Origin of the sequence: Methylosinus sp. RM1 (genome assembly GCF_011378635.1) — a bacterium.
Taxonomy (GTDB): domain Bacteria; phylum Pseudomonadota; class Alphaproteobacteria; order Rhizobiales; family Beijerinckiaceae; genus Methylosinus; species Methylosinus sporium.
On record NZ_WOVC01000032.1, the window covers coordinates 22,845 to 41,297 of the forward strand.

General features: G+C 66.0%; 17 protein-coding genes. 7 read left to right on the forward strand and 10 right to left on the reverse strand.

The features are described from left to right. The first annotated feature begins 97 nt into the window (after nucleotides 1–97). On the forward strand, nucleotides 98–2,350 hold the full coding sequence (locus FMZ75_RS17150) for a ComEC/Rec2 family competence protein (protein WP_246729039.1): 2,253 nt from the start codon (nucleotides 98–100) through the stop codon (nucleotides 2,348–2,350). A gap of 260 nt (nucleotides 2,351–2,610) precedes the next feature. On the opposite strand, the gene FMZ75_RS17155 is transcribed toward FMZ75_RS17150, so the two are convergent. The 6 genes from FMZ75_RS17155 to FMZ75_RS17180 form a co-directional block, all read right to left on the reverse strand. Then, a complete protein-coding gene (locus tag FMZ75_RS17155; RefSeq protein ID WP_166144525.1) occupies nucleotides 2,611–3,453 on the reverse strand; it encodes a DUF2865 domain-containing protein in 843 nt (280 codons plus the stop codon). A 153-nt stretch (nucleotides 3,454–3,606) separates the two neighbouring features. Next, nucleotides 3,607–3,999, reverse strand: coding sequence for a response regulator (locus tag FMZ75_RS17160; protein ID WP_166144528.1), 393 nt, complete (start codon nucleotides 3,997–3,999; stop codon nucleotides 3,607–3,609). 106 nt (nucleotides 4,000–4,105) lie between these two features. Then, nucleotides 4,106–4,480, reverse strand: a complete 375-nt coding sequence (locus FMZ75_RS17165) for a DUF423 domain-containing protein (protein ID WP_166144531.1) — start codon at nucleotides 4,478–4,480, stop codon at nucleotides 4,106–4,108. A 108-nt stretch (nucleotides 4,481–4,588) separates the two neighbouring features. After that, entirely contained in the window at nucleotides 4,589–6,106 is a 1,518-nt protein-coding gene (locus FMZ75_RS17170) for an undecaprenyl-phosphate glucose phosphotransferase (RefSeq protein WP_108917955.1), read from the reverse strand. 16 nt (nucleotides 6,107–6,122) lie between these two features. Continuing rightward, a complete protein-coding gene (locus FMZ75_RS17175; protein ID WP_166144534.1) occupies nucleotides 6,123–7,352 on the reverse strand; it encodes a glycosyltransferase family 4 protein in 1,230 nt (409 codons plus the stop codon). Between the two features lie 9 nt (nucleotides 7,353–7,361). Further along, nucleotides 7,362–7,928, reverse strand: a complete 567-nt coding sequence (locus FMZ75_RS17180; RefSeq protein ID WP_207783490.1) for a polysaccharide biosynthesis/export family protein — start codon at nucleotides 7,926–7,928, stop codon at nucleotides 7,362–7,364. A gap of 192 nt (nucleotides 7,929–8,120) precedes the next feature. Here FMZ75_RS17180 and FMZ75_RS17185 point away from each other — a divergent pair, with 192 nt between their 5' ends. Further along, complete coding sequence (locus FMZ75_RS17185; RefSeq protein WP_166144537.1) at nucleotides 8,121–10,301, forward strand: exopolysaccharide transport family protein; 2,181 nt, start codon at nucleotides 8,121–8,123, stop codon at nucleotides 10,299–10,301. Nucleotides 10,302–10,304: 3 nt separating this feature from the next. Here FMZ75_RS17185 and FMZ75_RS17190 read toward each other — a convergent pair whose 3' ends face one another. Next, nucleotides 10,305–11,429 carry a GNAT family N-acetyltransferase gene (locus FMZ75_RS17190; protein WP_166144540.1) on the reverse strand — a complete coding sequence of 375 codons (1,125 nt, stop codon included), beginning with the start codon at nucleotides 11,427–11,429 and terminating at the stop codon, nucleotides 10,305–10,307. 97 nt (nucleotides 11,430–11,526) lie between these two features. Here FMZ75_RS17190 and FMZ75_RS17195 point away from each other — a divergent pair, with 97 nt between their 5' ends. Further along, nucleotides 11,527–12,624 carry a polysaccharide deacetylase family protein gene (locus tag FMZ75_RS17195; RefSeq protein ID WP_207783491.1) on the forward strand — a complete coding sequence of 366 codons (1,098 nt, stop codon included), beginning with the start codon at nucleotides 11,527–11,529 and terminating at the stop codon, nucleotides 12,622–12,624. Between the two features lie 36 nt (nucleotides 12,625–12,660). Here the strand turns inward: FMZ75_RS17195 and FMZ75_RS17200 are convergent, their stop codons facing one another. Continuing rightward, on the reverse strand, nucleotides 12,661–13,122 hold the full coding sequence (locus FMZ75_RS17200) for a hypothetical protein (RefSeq protein ID WP_246729040.1): 462 nt from the start codon (nucleotides 13,120–13,122) through the stop codon (nucleotides 12,661–12,663). 218 nt (nucleotides 13,123–13,340) lie between these two features. Between FMZ75_RS17200 and FMZ75_RS17205 the strand changes: the two genes are divergently transcribed. Continuing rightward, nucleotides 13,341–14,039, forward strand: coding sequence for a hypothetical protein (locus FMZ75_RS17205; protein WP_142862028.1), 699 nt, complete (start codon nucleotides 13,341–13,343; stop codon nucleotides 14,037–14,039). Nucleotides 14,040–14,188: 149 nt separating this feature from the next. On the opposite strand, the gene FMZ75_RS17210 is transcribed toward FMZ75_RS17205, so the two are convergent. Together FMZ75_RS17210 and FMZ75_RS17215 are read right to left on the reverse strand one after the other, a co-directional pair. Further along, on the reverse strand, nucleotides 14,189–14,485 hold the full coding sequence (locus FMZ75_RS17210) for a hypothetical protein (RefSeq protein ID WP_166144546.1): 297 nt from the start codon (nucleotides 14,483–14,485) through the stop codon (nucleotides 14,189–14,191). A gap of 80 nt (nucleotides 14,486–14,565) precedes the next feature. Then, nucleotides 14,566–15,063, reverse strand: a complete 498-nt coding sequence (locus FMZ75_RS17215; RefSeq protein ID WP_246729041.1) for a MarR family winged helix-turn-helix transcriptional regulator — start codon at nucleotides 15,061–15,063, stop codon at nucleotides 14,566–14,568. 230 nt (nucleotides 15,064–15,293) lie between these two features. Here FMZ75_RS17215 and FMZ75_RS17220 point away from each other — a divergent pair, with 230 nt between their 5' ends. The 3 genes from FMZ75_RS17220 to FMZ75_RS17230 all read left to right on the forward strand — a co-directional run bounded on the left by FMZ75_RS17220 (nucleotide 15,294) and on the right by FMZ75_RS17230 (nucleotide 18,337). Then, the gene (locus FMZ75_RS17220) at nucleotides 15,294–15,863 is read left to right on the forward strand and encodes a hypothetical protein (RefSeq protein WP_166144549.1); all 570 of its coding nucleotides are present in this window, start codon (nucleotides 15,294–15,296) and stop codon (nucleotides 15,861–15,863) included. Between the two features lie 68 nt (nucleotides 15,864–15,931). Next, a complete protein-coding gene (locus FMZ75_RS17225; RefSeq protein ID WP_166144553.1) occupies nucleotides 15,932–16,531 on the forward strand; it encodes a copper chaperone PCu(A)C in 600 nt (199 codons plus the stop codon). A gap of 429 nt (nucleotides 16,532–16,960) precedes the next feature. Then, complete coding sequence (locus FMZ75_RS17230) at nucleotides 16,961–18,337, forward strand: glycosyltransferase family 1 protein (protein WP_166144556.1); 1,377 nt, start codon at nucleotides 16,961–16,963, stop codon at nucleotides 18,335–18,337. Nucleotides 18,338–18,453 lie beyond the last annotated feature (116 nt).

The following is an 18,453-nucleotide window of genomic DNA, read 5'->3' on the forward strand; positions in this document are numbered from 1 at the left end:
GACGACGCGCCTTTGACGTCGCGGCGCTCGCGCCGGCGCCGGTTTCGGATATAGCATGAGCTCGACTTCATTCGAGCAGCGACATCCGAGGCCTTTCTTGAGTTGGAGCGCGAAAGCCGTCGCCGGCGCGGCCGATCGGGCGAGGGGCGTCTTCCGCCCCGCTTTCGTGATCGTCGTCGCGTCGCTTTCGGCCGCCGCCCGCGCGGCGCTGGACGAAGAAATTTCGCTGCGGCGGCCGTTTCTCTGGCTGCCGGTCGCCGCTGGCGCCGGCGCGCTCCTCTATTTCGCGGCCGATCGCGAGCCCTCCTTCGCTGTCTCGGCGGCCGCCCTCGCAATCCTCTCGGCGCTCGCCTTCCTCGCGCGCGCGCATCGCGCAGGCGCTCTCTTTCTCGTCCTCGCCTGTGTCGCCGGCGGATTTTTCGCCTCCGTCTGGCGCGCCGCGCGCGTCGACGCCCCCATTGTTCCGCGCGCGGGCGTCGGCTTTCTCACCGGCTTCGTCGAGGAGCTCGATCCGCGCCCCAATGGCGCGCGTTTCATTCTGCGCCTCGCCAGCGCGGAGGGATTGCCGGGCGACGTCGTCCCGCTGCGCGTTCGCTTGACGACGCGCGGCGATACGAAATTTTCGGCCGGCGATTTCATCGCCCTCAAAGCGCGCGTCTTGCCGCCGGCTCACGCCGCTCTGCCGGGCGGCTATGATTTCTCGCGCGACGCCTATTTCGCGGGGCTCGGGGGCGTCGGCAATGCGCTCGGCCGCATCGACGTCATGCCGCCGCCCGATCCGGCGCCTTTGTCGCTGCGATTTTTCGCGGCCGTCGATCGGCTGCGCAATGATCTTTCGGCGCGGGTCTATCGCGCGCTCGGCGGCGACACCGGCGCCATCGCCGCCGCAATGGTGACGGGCAAGCGCGATTTTCTGAGCGAGGAGGCGAAAGAGCTGATCCGCCGCGCCGGCATTTTTCACATCATCACCATTTCCGGCGTGCAGATGACTCTGGTCGCCGGCATTTTCTTCGTCGGCTTTCGGCGGCTGCTGGCGCTCTCGCGCGCGCTGGCGCTGAATTATCCGATCAAGAAATGGGCGGCCGCGCTCGCCATCGTCGGCGCTGTTCTCTACGACATCGGCACGGGCTCGCGCGTCGGCACGGAGCGCGCGCTCATCATGACGACGATCATGCTGGTCGCGGTCCTCTTCGACCGCCCCTCATTGTCGATGCGCAATCTCGCTCTGGCGGTCGGCGTCATCGTCGCCTTCCAGCCGGAGGCGCTGCTCGGCGCGAGCTTCCAGCTCTCTTTCGCGGCGGTGGCGGCGCTCGTCGCCGTCTATGAGGCGCGTGGCGCGACGATCGAGCGCCGGCGCGAGACGCCGCCCTTCGGCCGCGCGCCCTCCCGTTTCGTGCGCTGGCGGGAGAGCGCGGGCGAATTATTGCTGCATGGGCCGGCGGCGCCGATTTTCGCGACGCTCTGCGCCACTTCGGCGACGGCTTCCTTCATGGCGGGCGATTTCCACGAATTGAGCCCCTATGTGCTGATCGGCAATCCGCTGACGCTCGCCATCATCGAATTCTTCGCCGTGCCGGGAGCGCTCGTCGGCGCCTTTCTCTATCCTTTCGGTCTCGACGGCCCGGTCTGGCGCTATGTCGGCTTCGGCATCGATCTGGTGACGGCCATAGCGCGGCTCATCGCCGCCGCTCCGGGGTCGAGCTTGCCGGTCAAGAGTTTCGCGCCTTTCGCGATGGTTTTCCTGTCGCTCGCGGTTCTATCGCTCGTTCTGTGGCGGACGTGGCTGTTCCGGGCGATGGCCATTCCCTTCGCCGCGCTCGGCCTGTTCGGCGCGGCGAATGGCGAGGGCTTCGATCTCGCCGTCGCGCCGAGCGGCGACGCCGCGGCTCTGCGGCTGCCCTCGGGGGAGCTCGCTCTGCTCGGCCGCGGGAAGCTCTCCTTCGTCGGCGAGCAATGGCTGCGCGCCGACGCCGACGTCAGAGCGCCAGCGGACGCGCGCGGCGGCGTCTCCTGCGACGAGTTCGGCTGCGTGGCGAGAGCGATCGACGGCCGCGCCGTCGCGCTGGTGACGGATCGCAAGGCGCTGATCGAGGATTGCGGCAAAGCGGCGATCGTCATCGCGCCCTTTTACGCGCCCGAGGGCTGCGGCGCGCCGATCCTTCTCGATCGCCGCAAGCTGGCGGAGACGGGCGCTGTGACATTGCGCTTCTCCGGCGAGGCGGCGCAATGGCGAACCGCCCGCAGCCCCGGCGAGGATCGGCCCTGGTCGCGGGCGCCGCGGCGACGGCCGGCGAGCGCGCCGCCGGCGCCCGGCGATCTCGCGTCAGACGATGCCGCGCCAATGGATTGAGGCTGCGGATCATCGAACCATTTCGACGCGACGCGCGTCGCCAGAGGCGCGATCCCGTCGATTATCGCGTTCTGGACCAGGCGCCATGCTCGAAAAAGCTGTCGCGAAATCAGCGGCCCCGTCGGCTCGACGCGACGGTTCTGCCGAGTTCGCCGAGCATGAACGGGATGAATTCGAGCGCATAGCTCGCGTTCACATGAACGCCATCCGCCACGTAGCTCTCCAAATGAAATCTTGCTGAAAGGAGAGAAGCTGCCGCCCTATCTGCGTCCACCCGACTGGCTGCGGCGCTCGTCGAGCGGCCGCGCGGCGCGACGTTCGACGCTCGGCCGGCCGGGCTTGCTGGCGCGCTCCATCGCGGCGAGGCGGCGGCGGACCGGTTCGTCGAGATCGGGCGAGCGGGCGAGGGGGCGGAAGTCGTTCTTCGAATAGGGATAGCGGCTGGCGCCGTGGAAAATTTCGACGCCATGCGCCGTCATGACGGCGTCGCCGCGGCGCAGCGTCGGATCGAGATAGATGGCCTCGATCGAGCTCTCGCTAGACTGGCCGGCGTGGCAGGAACATTCCTTGTCCTTCTCTCCTTCGCCCTTGCCTTCGCTCTTGCGCTGGAGAGAGGCCATCAGCCGCGAATAGCTGGCGCCGCCGCGCGCCGCCAGGGCCTCCTCTATATTGTCGGAGCCGCCGCGCATCACATAGAGCGTCGTCCGCGCGCCTGGGCACAGACGCCCACAGGCGCGCTGATGGCTGGCCGTGTCGCTGGAGCTGGAATAGAGGCCGACGGGAAAGAAATAACCGTCGCATTCACGCACGCAGTAAGAGCGCCCGCCGCCCGCCGCTTCGGCGTAGACCGCGCGTTGCGGCTCGCCGCCGGGGGCGGCTCGACGCGCGCGCAGCTGCGGCTCGCCCCGTCGCGCTTGCGGGACATAGACGCGCCGCTCCTGCGGGGCATAGCCATGGCGCCTAGCGTGGGCGTGACGCCGATAGCTCGGATAAGAGCCGCCGCCATAGTCCGAATAGCCGCCGCCTCCGCCGCCGAACAATTGCTGGAAAAAATCCTGGGCGAAAGCGGGACGAGGCTCGAGCCCCATGAGGAAAAAACTCAAGATCAGGCCGCCGAGGGCGGCGAGGCGACGACGGGGAGCTTCCCGATCGCCGCTTTTACGCGAAGACATGACGCGGCACCCGTTTTGACGCAACTCCCCCCTTACATGGAGCGTGATCGCGAGAGACAAGCCTCGTCTCGGCGTCTTGGTCTTTTAGGCTTTTTGGGCGGCGCGGCGCGCAGCTGCGGCGAGGGCGGCGATCAGCGCCTCGGTGCGGAACGGCTTTTCGACGATCGGGCGCGCCGAATGCGCCGGCGGCAGGGCCGAACGGCCATAGCCGGTCGCGAAGACGAAAGCCGCGCCCATCGCGTCGAGCCGATCGGCGACCGGCTCGACGCTCTCGGCCCCGATGCGAAGGTCGAGCAGAGCGACGTCGAATTGCGTCTCGGCGACGTGTCGTAGTGCGACGGCGACGGTCTGGGCCGAGGCCACGACGCGGTAGCCATGCTCGGCGAGCATCTCCTCGAGCGCCAACGCGATCAGCGGCTCGTCCTCGACGACGAGCACGCGCCGACCGAGCGCCGCCTCCGCGCGCCAATGTTCCATCGCCCTTCGCCCCCACGCCAAGGCTTTCAGTCTCGCGGATGGTGGGGGCGATTCCGGCGCCTGTCCAGATCGGGATAGCCTCATCCCGCTTGCGGCGCCGCCGCCGCTATTTCGCGCGCAGGGCGGCGAGCGCCCAGATCGCCAGAGCCAGCCAGCTCACGATCGTCAGCGAGCCGCCGATCGGCGCGGCATAGGGGAACAGCCGATCGCCGGCGAAAGCACGGGCGACGAGATCGCCGGAAAACAGCGCGACGCCGGCGAGGAGGGCGAAGCCGACGCCCGTCAGCCAGCGCCCCAGCGGCGGCTTCGCCGCGAGCAGCGCGCCGAGACCGAGCGCCGCTGCGGCGTGGATCATCAGGAAGCGGCTCGCCGTGTCGAGGTTGGCGGCGCTCGAAATATGCGCCGCCGCGGCGGAGAGAGCGACGCCAGCCGCTCCTTCGAGCGCGGCGAAAGCGACGATGAGAAGATTCGAGCGCTGCATCAGCTTCTCTTGGTAAACTAAAGCAGAATAAGGAAAATTCTGCTCATGTTGAAGTTCCGCGCGATCGTGGCCGTGGATCCCTTCGCGCGCCGCGGCGAGGCTTTGGGGTCAGTAGGCGTTCTCGGTCTTCAGCAGCGCGATCGGCGTGAGCGCGAGAATATAGATGTCGAGCAGGATCGACCAGTTCTCTATGTAATAGAGGTCGCATTCGACGCGCTTTTGAATCTTCTCCGGCGTGTCGGTCTCGCCGCGCCAGCCATTGATCTGCGCCCAGCCGGTGAGGCCGGGCTTGACGCGATGGCGGGCGAAATAGCCGTCGACGACCTCGTCGTAGAGATGCTCGGCGGCTCTCGCGTGCATGGCGTGCGGGCGGGGGCCGACCAGCGACAGATTGCCCTTGAACACGACATTGAAGAGCTGCGGCAATTCGTCGAGCGAGGTCTTGCGGATGAAGCGGCCGACGCGGGTGACGCGCGGATCGCCCTTGGTGACGAGCTTGGCCGCCGCCGGGTCGAGCTTGTCCGCATACATCGAGCGGAATTTATAGACCTCTATGCGTTCATTGTTGAAGCCGTAGCGCGTCTGGCGGAACAGCACGGGGCCGCGCGAATCGAGCTTGATGGCGAGCGCCACCGCCGCCATCACCGGGGCGAAGAGAATGAGGCAGAGCGCGCCGACGACTTTGTCGAAGGCGGATTTGGCCAGCACGTCCCAATCGGCGATCGGCTTGTCGAAGACGTCCAGCACCGGGACATTGCCGATGTAGGAATAGGAGCGCGGGCGAAAGCGCAGCTTGTTGGTGTGGGCGGCGAGGCGAATGTCGATCGGCAGCACCCAGAGCTTGCGCAGCATTTGCAGCAGCCGCGCCTCCGCCGAGATCGGCAGCGTGAAGATGACGAGATCGAGCCGCGTATGGCGCGCGAATTCGACGAGATCGTCGATCGTGCCGAGCTTGGGATAGCCGGCGACGACGTCCGGCGAGCGATCGTCGCGGCGATCGTCGAAGATTCCGAGAATGCGCAGATCGCTGTCCTGCTGCGCGGCGGCGAGATCGCGCAGCACCGGCTCGGCCATCGGGCCGCCGCCGACGATGACGGTGCGGCGGTCGAGCTTGCCCTGCTGCGTCAGCGTGCGCACGATCGCCGAGACGGCGAAGCGCTCCGCCGCCAGCACGCCGAGCCCGCCCGCATACCAGCCGAGCAGCCAGACGCGTGACAGGGCGTTGTCGAGCTTCAAAAAGAAGATCGCGGCCAGAGCGGCGAGAAAGACCAGGGTCCAGCCGGCGGCGAGCTTCGAGCCATGGCCGATCGGCGCGCGAAATGCGGCGGGCGTATAGAGGTCGAACGCCTGCCAGGCGAGGACCGAGAGCAGCGCCATGCCCGGAATGACGACGAAATATTCGACGCCATAGCCATAGCCGGGCGCGACATGCAGCCGATGCACGGCGAAGCCGACCGCGGTGATCAGCAGAAATTCGAGACTGCGGACGAGGCCGGCGAGGACGATCGGCGAATAGGCCGGAGTCGGCCGGGCGTCGGCGGAGATTTCCGCGAGCCTCGAGGCCGCGCGACTGTCGTCATTGACGGGCGGCGCCGCCTTTATGTCGCGTAGGGCGAAAGCACACATGACGCTACTCCACTCATCAGGCTCGCTGCGGTAGGACGGCCTCCGCGGCGTAGCGATGTCCTACGGCCTCCAGCGCGTCGCGATAGCCGCGCAGCACCGACTCGTCCATCGCACTCAAAGAGAAATTTTCTGCTACTCGATCAGCGAGTTGATCGGCGGCGAGACGTCGCTGCGCCGCATCCGTGCGGCCGGCGGCGATCATTGCGCGGGCGAGCGCGCGCGGATCGTCGCTCGCAACGAGACGATCCGCGTGATCGCCGAAGATTTCGGGAATGCCGCCGACATTGGTGGCGATGAGCGGCGTGCGCGCGGCGATCGCCTCGAGCACGATATAGGGAAGCGATTCTGCGCGGCTCGGCACCACCAATATGCGTCCCGTTCGCAGCGCCTCGCGGGCCGGCATGGGCGGCGCGAAGGAGAGCCGCTCGCTGACGCCGCGCGCTTCGGCGAGCGCGCGCAACGCCGCTTCGTCCGGTCCTGAACCGACGAGGGCGAGCCGCGGCGCCGCGCCGGTCTCGTCGCGTATGAGCGCCAGCGCTTCGATCAGCGTGTCGACGCCTTTGAAGCGGCGCCACTCGCCGACATAGAGAAAATCCGCCGCATCGTCGCTGGGCGCGATGGGCTCGAATTCCTCCGGACGCAGTCCATTGGGCACGACGCGCGTCATGGAGCCGGAAAAGCCGATCGCCTCGGCGAAGCGCTTCTGCGCATAGGCGCTTTCGAAGGGGATGAAATTCGTCACCCGCTCGAGCGCGCGCTCGACCGAGAGATAGAGGCGATTGACGAGCGCGTCCGGATCGAAATGGAGGCTGCCGCCATGCGGCGTGTAGACGCGAATATGTCGATGCGGCGGCGACGGAAAAAACGGCAGCAGAGCGGGCAGGCGCGCATAGAGCCCGCCTTTCGCGCCATGGCCATGCACGACATCGGGCGCGAGCCGTTTCAGCGCCGTGGCGATGCGAAAGGCGACGATCGGATCGCTCCAGCTCGGCAGACGGCGAATGCAGAGCCGCGTGACGCCGAGCTCGAGCGCGGGCTCGAGCCTTCGCAAGGTCGCCTCCGCGCGCTCGCCGCCAGTGGAGGAATCGGCGATGATCCCCACCGCATGGCCGCGGGCCGCCTGCGCGCCGGCGAGATCGACGACATGACGAAAGAGCCCGCCGATCGGCGCGCGCATCACATGCACGATGCGCAGCCGCCCTAGGGCTTTATCGTCGCTCGAAAGGCTCTGCCGCTCGTCTCGCATCTTCCGTCTTCAAAATATCCGCTCGCGAACCGTGATCGTGTCTCCGGGCCGAACCGCTTGCAGCAGGGGCACGCGGCCAGTGGCCGAGACGCCGCCGAAGTCGCGCGTCAGATCCACCTCGCCTTGATAGCCGCGCGGGCTGAAGCCGCCGGCTATGGCGATGGCCTTCTGCACGGTGAGACCCTCGACGAATGGAAATTGTCCGGCGGTCATCACTTCTCCGAGCACGAAGAAAGGCCGATACGCCTCGACTTCCACCGAGACGCGGGGGTCGCGGATGAATCCGTTGCGCAAACGTGCGGCGATTTCATGTTGCAGCATCTGGGTCGTGAGGCCGGCCGCCGGCACGATGCCGATGAGCGGCATCGCAATATGGCCGGAGCCGTCGACAGTGTAGCTGTTGGAGATCGCGTCCTGGCCGAACACGATGACGCGAAGCCGGTCGCCGGCCGCGAGCGTGTAGGGCTCCTCGGTCGAGGACGCCAGCAGCTCTGGAACATAGGCGCCGGGCAGGGCGCAGCTCGACAATGTCGCGCACATCATCAGCCAGAATAGGAGAAAGCCATATCTCGGCATTTAGAATCTCGGGCTCGAGGAACAGCTTAAGAACGACGTTCCGCGGAAATTTTTTAACGGCCTATGGTTAACAAAGCCTGATTGGACGCTCCGTCACGCGGATCGCCACGCCGAGGGCGCCGTGTCGCCGTGGTTAACCGCGCGGAAACCATAATCTCTGTACATGGTCTGTGCGCTACAAGGAGTTCGCAGATGAGTTTCGGCCACTCTCACGACGACGCGGGAAGCGTCCGGGGCGAGATCTCGAATGGCGAGATCGATCTCGGGCAGATCGCCGGCGCCTTGTCGCGGCGCCGTCGCATCGTGATCGGCGTGACGCTCGCGGCTTTTCTCGGCGCTCTCGTCTTCGTCAATGTCGTCAAGCCGCGCTACACGGCCGAAGCGCGCGTCCTGCTCGAGAATCAGGAGAGCTATCTGACGCGCGCCGACAAGGAGCGCGCCGATCCCACCGCGGCGCCGGACGCCGAGGCGGTGCAGAGCCAGATTCAAATGCTCACCTCGCGCGATCTCGCGCGCCGCGTGCTGAAGTCGCTCGATCTCCAGGGCAATACGGAGTTCGATCCGATCGCCAATGGCCTCGGGCTCGGCGCGAAGATCGGCGTCATGCTGGGGCTGAGCCGGGATCCGTCCAAGCTCGCGCCGGAAGAGCGCATGTTGGACGCATATTTCGACAAATTGCTCGTGCTCTCGCCGACCAAGACGCGCGTGCTGCAGATCGAATTTTCGTCCCGCGATCCCGATCTCGCGGCGCGGGCGGCCAACGCAATCGCCTCCTTCTATATCGACATTCAGCGCGAGGCGAAGCGCGAGAATGCGCGCGACGCCGCGCAATCGCTGAGCCCGCTGGTCGCCGATCTGCGCGAGCGACTGAGCAGAGCCGAGGCCAAGGTGGAGGCTTTCCGCTCGCGTTCGGGCCTCTTCGCCGGCACGAACAATATGACGATCGCCACGCAGCAGCTCGGCGATCTCGCCAATCAGCTCTCCATTTCGCGCACCGCCCAGGCGGACGCCGAGGCCAAGGGCAGGCTTGTGCGCGACATGCTGCGGCAAAATCGCGTCGGCGAGATTCCCGATGTCGCCAATAATGAGATGATCCGCCGCATCGGCGAGCAGCGCGTGTCGCTGCGCGCTCAGCTCGCGCTCGAATCGCGCACGCTGCTGCCCGGCCATCCGCGCATAAAGGAGCTGCAGGCGCAACTCGCCGATCTCGACGCCGATTGGCGCCGAGCCGCCGAGCGCACTGCGCGCACGCTGGAGAATGAGGCCCATATCGCTTCCGCGCGCGTCGAAAATCTGGCCCGCGCGATGGAGGAGCAAAAGCGTGTCGCCGGCGCGGCGGGCGCGGATGAGGTGCAATTGCGCGAGCTCGAGCGCGCCGCGCGCGTGCTCAAAGACCAGCTCGAGGCGGATTCGGCAAAATATCAAGAAGCGCTGGCGCGCGAAGGGCCGAAGGCCTCGCCCGCCGACGCGCGCGTCATTCAGCGCGCCGTGGCGCCGCCGATTCCCTCCTTCCCGAAAAAGGTTCCGATCACCGCCTTCGCGACGATCGCCGCCTTTGTTCTCTCGGCCGGCTCGATCGTCGCGATCGAGCTGCTCAGCGGACGCGCGCGCCTCCTCGGGCCGGCGCCGCTTCCGGCTCCGCCCGAGGAGGAGGCGCTCGAGGCGCCGTCGCAGATTCGCATCGCGGCGCGTCGGCGCGAGCCTGTTTTCGACGAGCCGGAAGAGGAGGAGGAGCCACAGACGAACCTCGCCCTCGCTCCCGAGCGGCGCACGCCGGAGCTCGAGAATCGCTCGCCGCGGACATTTCGTTCGGGCATCGTCGGCAAGATCGACGCGGCGCGCATGGCGACGCTTTCGGTGAAAGTTCTGATGGTCGGCTGCGCCGACGCCGAATGCAGCTTCGACAGCGCCGTGACATTGTCTCGCGCTCTGGCGCGGCGCGGCCTCGCCATAATCGTGGCGGCCGATGCGCAGGCGCAAGGGCGACTTTATGATCGGCTCATTCCCGATCTCGAGCGCGCGCGGCCGCCCGGACTCGCCGATCTCGCCAGCGGAGCCGCGACCTTCGGCGAGGCGATTCATCGCGATCAGGAGTCGCGCCTGCATGTCATGCCGGGCGGCCGCTCCGCCGCGGAGTATGATCAAGACGTCGAGCCCGTGCTCGAGGCGCTGGCGCAGACTTATGATTTCATCGTTTTCGCGACGCGCGATTATGAGCGCGCGATGTTTCTCGCGCCCTCATTCGACATTGTGCTGGTGAGCGGCGCCGAGCCCGCTGCGGAGGCAGTGATCGACGAGCTGGCGCAGGCCGGCGTCTCCGACGCTTACCTGCTCGAGGAGGAGAGCGCCGCCGCCGACGCTTCCGCCGCCTGAGCCCTAACGCGCGAGGCGGCGCAGCCGCGTGAGCGAAGCGAGGAGGCGCGGATTCTGCTTCACGGCGCGTTTTGCGCGCGTGAGCGCGGAAAGGATCGGCGCGGCGAGCGCGCCGAGCGGCGTCACGGGAACGAGGACGTCGACCAGCGCGATGGTCTCGTCGCAGACGGCGTTCTTATAGCGCGCTTCGCCGACGCCGAGATCGAAGCGCGTGACGCCGCGCGCGACGAGATCGCGCAGCAGCGAATGCAGCAGCAGATCGCCAGGCGACGAACGCGCGATTTCTTCATCCGCCACGAAGGAATTGAGCATCGCCGAAAAGCGCCCGCGATGGGTGATGCCGGCATAGGTCGCGATGATGCGTCCGTCGAGTGTCACAGCGTGAGCCTCGAGCGCGCCGCCGCAGAGACCGAGCACGAAGTCGCGCATGGCGTCCTTCGCGAAGGAGGGGTCCTGCAATCGCTCGGCCTTTTGCGCGAGAAGCGCCTCGAGAATCTCTCCCGCGCGCGCGCCCGTCGCGCGATGCTCGAAGACGAGCGCGCCCATTTTCTCGAGCCGCGCCTGCTTCTTGCGGAGCTTCTTGCGCGCATCGCTCGAGAAGCGCGCGTCGAGCTCGCTCACTGTCACGGGCAGGCTCGTCCCATAGGCGAAGCTCGGGCTCGGAGTCGCGCCGAGCAAAGCGAGCGGATTGGCGACGCCATCGAAGGCGAGCGGCTGATTGCCGAGGCGATAGAGATCGACGCCCGCCGAATGCGCGGCGCGGCGCAACGCGGCGCGGATCGCGGCCGCGTCGAGGCGCGCGTCGGCGGCGAAGAGACCGAGATTGAAATTGCTCTCCTTGCCGCCGAGGAATTGCGCGATCCGCAGCGGCCCGTGGCGCGAAACGCCGAGCGCGAGAAGCGCGAGCGGGCGCGCGCCGGCGGAGTTGCGCGCGACGACGATCATCGGCTCGAGACCGCGGGCGTGCCCGAAGGCCTGAAACCAACCGCGCGCGAAGCCGAAAGATTGATAGGGGCTCGCCGGCGCATTGGCGAAGAGCGTCTCCCAATCGTCGCGCGCGTCTTCGAAAGAAGAGAAGACGTCGAGCGAGACGTCGTCGACCGCCGCTTCGAACCGCGAAAGCTCCATGACGTTTTCTGCTCTTGCGTTAACCATACCGCCGCCGCATTGCTGATGTTTGCGCTTCTTCGCGACACTAGCAAGGAAAGGTCAACGAGACCTCGAGATGGTGCGGGATGAGAAAAATAGCGCGGGAGGCGCGGCTGTGACGAAATGGCGTCGATTTGCGATCGAGGCGGGGATGGAGTTTTTCCGCGCGAGCGGCGCTCATCGGCTGGCCGAGCCGTTTACGCGCGGACTCGGCGCGATTTTGATGTTTCATCGCGTGCGGCCGCGGCTCGAGCAGGCTTTCGAGCCCAATCAGCCGCTGGAGATCACCCCGGAGTTCTTGAACGCGCTGATCTTATGGCTGCGCCAGCGCGGCGTTGCGATCGTCTCTCTGGAGACGGCGCTCACGCGGCTGCGTGACGGCGCTTCGGCGGCGCCCTTCGCCGTGCTCACCTTCGACGACGGCTATCGGGATTTCGTCGAACATGCGCTGCCCGTGCTGGAACGCCATGGCGCGCCTTTCACGCTCTATATCACCGCCGGCTACGCCGATGCGTCGGCGCGGCTATGGTGGGTCGAGCTCGAGGAAGCGATCCGCCGTCTCGATCGCGTCGACGTCGTCGCGGGCGGCAAGCGCGTCTCGCGCGTCGCGGCGACGGCGGAAGAAAAGCGCGCCGCTTTCGCAGAAATCTATGCGCAATTGCGCGCCGGGGACGAGGCGGAGCTGCTGCGCGTCGTCACCGCGCTCTCCGCCGAAGCGCGGCTCGAGCCTCTGGCGCTGACGCGGCGCCTGTGCCTCGGATGGAGCGAGCTGCGCGCGCTTTCGCGTCATGAGCTGGCGACGATCGGCGCGCATTCCGTCACCCACGCCCGGCTCGCCAAGGTCGACTGCGCTGCGGCGATCTATGAGATGACCGAGAGTCGGCTGCGCATAGAATCCGAGCTGGAGCGTCCGGTTCGGCATTTTTGCTATCCGGTCGGCGATCCGACGTCGGCGGGACGAAGAGAGTTCGAACTCGCCGCGCTGCTCGGCTTCGCGAGCGCGGCGACGACGCGTCCGGGCATGATTTTTCCCGCGCACCGCGATCATCTCCTGGCGCTGCCGCGGCTCTCGGTGAACGGACGGCATCAATCGCTCGCCGCGCTGGACATTCTTTTGTCCGGCGCGCCTTTCGCCCTGATGAACGCAGGCCGCCGCGTCATGGCGACGGCCTGACTTTTGGCGGCCTGACTTTTGGCGCGGCGCCGGGCGTTACGCCGGTCCGAGACTCCAGAGGCCGAGACGCTGCGTGAAGCTGCGCCATAGCTCGCCGAGCGATTTCTTTTCGGCGATCGAGCGCGCGCGGGCGGCGACTGCGCCGGGCGTGATCGCGCCGGAATAATTGCAATCGCAGAAAATATGATGCGCCTCCCGCATGGACAGCTGGAAGAAATCGATCGCGTCGCCGAGACGGTCGCCTTTCAAGCCCTGCTCACGAAATTGCGCGTCACGAAAGGCGATGTACAGCGGCGACTCGTCCTGCCGCAGCTTGATCCGCTCCTTCACGGGCACGTATTCCATCATCGAGAAGAGGCGGATGCGTCCGACATGCGCTTCGATCAAAGTCGCGAGCCGCTGCAATCGGGCGCGCCGCAGCGAGGCTTGCTCGCGCCGCGCCTCGACGGGCTCGACTCCTGCAAGTTTAGTTATTTCTTCGAGAGTTCTGTATTTCATCACGCCCTCCGTCGCCAATGGGGCCATCCGCCCGACAAAACAAATCCCCAACTCCCCTGAACACGTTCAAAGCGGATTGGTTCCTGCGCCTCGATCGATGTCGGCGCACGGATCGGCGACGCTTTCGGCGACGGCGCGATCGTCGCTCTTGCCGGCTCGGCCAGCGCAACTAGATGGATCGCGGGGTTGCAACCGGGCTGCAGGAATGGAGAGTCCTCATGTCCATGACCTTCCGAGAGGCGACAGCGCAAGAAAACGCTGCAGTTTATGGCGGTCTCGTCGATGCAGTGGGAGGCATCGCAACAATAGTCCTCGCCGTTTGTGGGCTCGCCGGAGTCAATCCGCCGCTCATGGCCGGAATCGCGACGATCGTGTTCGGCGTCGCTCTGCTCATTCAAGGCGGCGCCATGCTGTCCGAATATGCGCAGATCATCTTCCCCGCGGGCGCGAAATCCGGGAATTTCGAACATTTCGGCGCCGGCGGCCTCTCGGCTGTCTTCCTCGTCGGAGCGGCGGGAATTGTGCTCGGCGTGCTCTCGCTTCTCGGCATCAACTCCGGCGTTCTGACGCCGATCGCGGCGATCGCTTTCGGCACTGCGCTCGTGCTCAGCAGCAATGCGGTGTGGCATCTCTACACGCTGCGCCACGCGCAGGCGAAGAGCGAAGCCACGCAATCGCAGAACCTCAGCGGCGAGTTTCTGGCGAGCGAGATGGCCTCTGGCTCTGCGGGCATTCAGGCGCTCGCCGGTCTGGCCGCGATCGTGCTCGGCGTTCTCGCTGTCGCGGGAAACACCAATGATCTCGTGCTCAATCTCGTCGCTCTTCTGGCGCTCGGCGCGACCGTCGTGCTCACCGGCAGCACGCTGAGCGCGACCGTGCTGAGTTTCATGCGTCCTTGGTCGTCGTCGCAGCCTTGACCCGGCCGCTCGTCACTCGGAGTCGTCGTCTCGAGACGGCTCCGGGAGGCGCTCGCCAGCGCTTACAGCCGAAGCGGGAGGCCGGTTCGCCGTTGGAGACGCGTCGAAACGAGAGCTCGGATCTGCGTTCGATGAAGCACAGAGCGATTCTAGCGACGGCGCCAGCGGCGCTCGATCGGCCGAATGCCGTGCGCCGAGATCCACCGAATGGCGTCGGGCTTTTCGTCGGTTCGGATCGAGGCGATCGAATGCCGCTCGATTTGCTCGATCGCGACGATCGCGACGATTTTTTCGCGCTCGACAGAGCGTCGGCAGCGTCCCTCGGCGACGAGCGCGCGGAGCTGGCCGAAATAGCGCAGACTGTTGGTCGCGCGCTCGATCTTCATCAAATCTTGTCGCCGCTGGCAGACGACGGCGCCGCGCTTGACGAATAAATTGGGGCGCATCGCCGCTTCCTGCGCCGCAGCCGCGTCGCAGAGCGATGCGAATAGAAGCGAAAGCGAGAGTGCGAGACGGCCGGCGCGTCTCATCGGCGTTGCGCAGGCTCGTCGGGCGCAATACCCTGCGCAGCGTCGTCGCCCGCGTGCTCTGTCTCGAAGAGACGCAGAAAGGCGCTTCTATCGGCGCGCAGCTTACGGAGATGCACGAAAGCGAGCTGCGAAAGCCGGCGGTCGCCGAGCGTCGTCAGCACGAGGAGCGAGCGGCGCCGATCGAGAGGGTCGTTCTTGCGTTTGACGAGCTTGGCCTGCTCGAGACGCGACACCAGCTCCGCGGCGCTGTGGTCGCGGATCAGCAATTGCTCGGCGAGTTCGCCGACGCTGATATGCGCGCCGGCGCGAAAGGTCTTTATGGCGAGCAGAGCCTGATAGCGCTGCATGGTGAGGCCGACGTCGGCCGCCGCCTGCTCGCTGAATGCGAGAAATTGCCGTAGCGCATAGCGGAAATTCGCGAGCGCGCGAAGCTCTTCCTCGGAGGGACGGCTTTCGTCGGCTTCCTGAGCGCGGCTCTCGAGCGCCGTCGACATTGTTTTTGCTCTCCCCGCATCCGGCCTTCCCCGGCCGAAAGCGCATGATGGCCTTCGCCCTGCGCGCGGTCAAGGCGTCCGCCGGGGCGCGCATCCGTGGGGGCTCAGAACGGTCTTGCATTTATATCGCTATACGATACATATCCATCGTATAACGATTGAGCGCCGGGCGGCGGCGGCTCGCAAAAAAAACATGCGTGCGAACGACGCGCGAAGCCGGGAGGGAATCCATGATCATCCGAATTTCAGCCGCCGTGATTTTTGCGAGCATCGGTCTGGCGACGCAGGCGCAGGCGCATGGCGGCGTCAGCATCGACGAAGGCCAATGCAAGATGAAGATCGGACCCGATCAAATGAATTTCACCGGCTATCAGCCGCTGAAGTCGCGCGAGCAATTTTGTGACGACATTCCCGATGTCGGCCCGACCATCATCGTTCTCGACGCCGTGCAGGACGAGCTGCGCGACATGAATTTGGAAATCCGCATTCTGCGCGACGTCGGTCAGTCGCGCGACGACGAGAATCTCGAGCAGAACACCGAGACCTATGTGCAGCCGAAGAAATATCGCACCGGCACGCTCAATTTCGAATACGACTTCAAGAAAAAGGGCAAGTTCATCGGCTTGGTGAAGGCGCGAAGCGATGACGGGACGAAAGAGTATGTTTCGCGCTTTCCTTTCTCGGTCGGCGAGACAGAGAGCCGCGACATCACCATCGCTGCATTTTTTGCGGGGCTGGGACTGGTCGGATTCGGACTCTGGTACAAGAATTCCTTCAAGACGAAGCCGCCGCGAGCCTGATCGCGGCGGATCATCTTCGTCGTTGCGAGCGCGCCGCGACATTGCGGCTCGCCGAAAAGGAGGCGGGCATGTCTATCGATCGACGGCGCGTTCTATTGCTGACCGGAGGCGCTGCATTGGCGGCGAGCGTCGGCGTCGCGAGCGCGCACGAATATAGAAAGGGTGGGCTCGAGGTCGAGCACCCCTGGCTGCGCGCGCCGCGGGACGGCGAGAGCGAGGCCGATCTCTTCATGGCGGTCTACAATCGCGGCGACGCCGCCGATCGTCTCATCGCGGTAAAATCTCCCGAGATCGGCGGTTTCGCTCTGCATGTCGCGCCTCATTTCGCCGTCGCGACGGATGCGATCTTCTTTCCCAATGGCTCGAAAGTCGCTCTCGCGCCTGGAGGCTCTTTCATTCGACTCTCCGGCATCAAGAAGATCAATCCGGTCGGCTGGGGGTTCGAGGTTACTCTCGTGTTCGAAAAGGCAGGCGAACTGCCGATAGAAGCGTCCATCGACGCGCCCGACGCCGCACATGCGCATGACGCCGAGGCGATGGAGCGTTGGGAAAAAGCGCATGGCCGCGGCGTCACAGATACGCCACAGGAAGGCGCCGCGCAGGGCGAGGATCATCGCTCTGGCCATGAGGACATGAAGGGCGGCGGCGAGGCGCCGCCGGCGCAGTGAGCCGCTTTCATCGCGCTGCTCGAAAAATTAACTTGCGCGCGACGCAATATGTCGCCATTCGATAGGTCAAGCTGCGACGTCTCGACGCCTCTGCGCGCAGCCAATTCGAAAAAACGAGCGGCGGCGTCTAATGGAGAAGAAAATGGCTCTGCAGACTTCTGGGAAAGACATCGTCAAGTCTCTGGCGTGGTTCATCGGCGCGATCGTGCTGATCGTCACCCTGATCCACTTCGCCCCCATCATCTCCCACGGGGGTTGAGCGGGACACTCTCGTTCTCGCCACGCCGGCCGCGATCCGTCAGTGGATCACGGTCGGCGTCTTCGTATTCGAGGCCCGCACATCCGGGGCCCCGCCGGCGCTGAAAGCGCGTTTGGATTTGCTCGGCCCTCCGGTTATTGTCACGACGACGGCAGCGAGGTCGCGGACATATGGTCGAAAGAACGCCGGGCGATGGCCAAATCGAGGCCTATCTTCTGCGAGAGATGAAGGCGGAGATCGACGAGCTCGCGCGCAGCGAGGTCGACGACGTCACGAAATTTCTCTACGCGCGGGCCCGTGAATTCTATTGGACTGTGACACGCGTCGTCGGTCTCGGCCGGCTGCATGACGGCGTCTGGCGAAAGCCCGGCGGCGATGCGGCCAGGGCGTGGCGCACGGCCTTGTCGGGCGATATTCCGGCGCCGGCGACGCGCGCGCGTCTGCTCGTCGATATGACGGCGACTCATCGCACCATCGGCCGCACCGGCATTCAACGCGTCGTGCGGGAAATCGCGCGCGCTATGGTCGAGAGCGGCGCCGCAATTCCGGTCTTCATGGAGAATGGGCGCCTCTATTCCCATTTCGCCCATGCGAATCTTCCCGACGAGGTGACGCCTGCGGCCGGCGACAAATTTCTGCTGCTCGACGCCGGCTGGCATCTCACCGCGGAATATTCGCAGATGATCGACAAGGTGGCGCGGGCGGGCGGCGAGACCATCGGCTGCCTGTATGACCTCATTCCAATTCTCTATCCGTCGGTGGTGACGCATTCGGCGCATCTGGCTTTTGTGGAATGGTTCGATCTTCTCGTCCGCGAGAGCGATGCGATCGTCGGCATTTCCAAGGCCGTCATCGATGATTTCGCGGCTTACACCCGGACGAAGGCTCTGCCCTGCAAGCGCGGCTTGCGGCTCGGCTGGTGGCCGCTCGGCGCGGATTTTCGCGCGCCCGGCGACGCTGCGCCGTCGCCGCGCGCCATCGCCGCCGCGGGTGACGATCGGCCGCTCTATCTCAGCGTCGGCACGTTGGAGCCGCGCAAAGGCCATGCGATCGCGCTTCGCGCCTTCGATCGCTGGTGGGGGGAGGGCGCCGACGTCCGCTATGTCATCGTCGGCTCGAAGGGCTGGAATGTGCGCGCGCTCGAGCGGCGCATTTTGGAGCATCCCGAATTCGGACGGCGCCTGTTCTGGCTCCAGGACGCGAGCGACGCCGATCTTCGCTATCTGTACGAGCGCACGCGCGCGCTGGTGTTTCCCTCGATCGCCGAAGGTTTCGGCCTGCCGCTGGTCGAGGCCGCGCATTTCGGCGCGCGCGCCATCGCGAGCGACATTCGCGTCTTTCGGGAGGTCGGCGGCGATTGGGTCTCCTATTTCGCGCCCGGCGACAGCGAGGCTCTGCTGGCCCGCCTGAAGGAGACGCTCGCCGCGCCGCCTGCCGCGCCTGCCTGCGACATTTTGTCCTGGGCGGGCTCCGCAGAGACGCTGGCGGGCCTTTTGCGCACGGGCGGCTATCCGCTGCGGCTCGAGGAGGCTCTCGAGGCGCGCTAGCCTAACATTACAGTTGCGTATTTTAACGGTTTCTGACTCACTGAGCCACCATGATTCGGTTCGGGGGTCATGGGATGGCGGGAGCTTCGATCGAGACGACGCTGGAGTTGTGGGCG

Coding starts and splice junctions, on each gene's coding strand:
- FMZ75_RS17160 (WP_166144528.1), bottom strand. CDS start 3,999: ATGGAACATTGGCGCGCGGAGGCGGCGCTCGGTCGGCGCGTGCTCGTC.
- FMZ75_RS17165 (WP_166144531.1), bottom strand. CDS start 4,480: ATGCAGCGCTCGAATCTTCTCATCGTCGCTTTCGCCGCGCTCGAAGGA.
- FMZ75_RS17170 (WP_108917955.1), bottom strand. CDS start 6,106: ATGTGTGCTTTCGCCCTACGCGACATAAAGGCGGCGCCGCCCGTCAAT.
- FMZ75_RS17175 (WP_166144534.1), bottom strand. CDS start 7,352: ATGCGAGACGAGCGGCAGAGCCTTTCGAGCGACGATAAAGCCCTAGGG.
- FMZ75_RS17180 (WP_207783490.1), bottom strand. CDS start 7,928: ATGCCGAGATATGGCTTTCTCCTATTCTGGCTGATGATGTGCGCGACA.
- FMZ75_RS17185 (WP_166144537.1), top strand. CDS start 8,121: ATGAGTTTCGGCCACTCTCACGACGACGCGGGAAGCGTCCGGGGCGAG.
- FMZ75_RS17190 (WP_166144540.1), bottom strand. CDS start 11,429: ATGGAGCTTTCGCGGTTCGAAGCGGCGGTCGACGACGTCTCGCTCGAC.
- FMZ75_RS17195 (WP_207783491.1), top strand. CDS start 11,527: ATGGTGCGGGATGAGAAAAATAGCGCGGGAGGCGCGGCTGTGACGAAA.
- FMZ75_RS17200 (WP_246729040.1), bottom strand. CDS start 13,122: ATGAAATACAGAACTCTCGAAGAAATAACTAAACTTGCAGGAGTCGAG.
- FMZ75_RS17205 (WP_142862028.1), top strand. CDS start 13,341: ATGTCCATGACCTTCCGAGAGGCGACAGCGCAAGAAAACGCTGCAGTT.
- FMZ75_RS17210 (WP_166144546.1), bottom strand. CDS start 14,485: ATGCGCCCCAATTTATTCGTCAAGCGCGGCGCCGTCGTCTGCCAGCGG.
- FMZ75_RS17215 (WP_246729041.1), bottom strand. CDS start 15,063: ATGTCGACGGCGCTCGAGAGCCGCGCTCAGGAAGCCGACGAAAGCCGT.
- FMZ75_RS17220 (WP_166144549.1), top strand. CDS start 15,294: ATGATCATCCGAATTTCAGCCGCCGTGATTTTTGCGAGCATCGGTCTG.
- FMZ75_RS17225 (WP_166144553.1), top strand. CDS start 15,932: ATGTCTATCGATCGACGGCGCGTTCTATTGCTGACCGGAGGCGCTGCA.
- FMZ75_RS17230 (WP_166144556.1), top strand. CDS start 16,961: ATGGTCGAAAGAACGCCGGGCGATGGCCAAATCGAGGCCTATCTTCTG.